At 46.5% G+C, this 258-nt stretch carries 1 protein-coding gene; it reads left to right on the forward strand.

The window, feature by feature from the left end; genetic code table 11:
• On the forward strand, positions 1-258 hold a 258-nt coding region (locus tag HMPREF2885_RS10345; RefSeq protein ID WP_186822454.1), incomplete at both ends, for a hypothetical protein.

The following is a 258-nucleotide window of genomic DNA, read 5'->3' on the forward strand; positions in this document are numbered from 1 at the left end:
GCCAAGAATTGTCTAATGAGGAAACCTTGGCTCCGGTAACGCAAATCGTCAAAGTCGGAACTGCTAAACCAACCGTAGTACCAAACGATGCACCGAAAGAAGACGCTCTGCCAGAGTATCCACTAACTTATACCGACGAAACTCGGGTTGAGAAAATTAACTTCACAATTCGTGAAGAAGAAACGGATGAGCTTGTTCGAGATGCTCGTCAGATTGCAACTCCAGGTGTCCAAGGTGAACGTACGATTAAGACCCGTG

Source organism: Streptococcus sp. HMSC062H02 (genome assembly GCF_001813005.1).
Lineage (GTDB): Bacteria > Bacillota > Bacilli > Lactobacillales > Streptococcaceae > Streptococcus > Streptococcus oralis_S.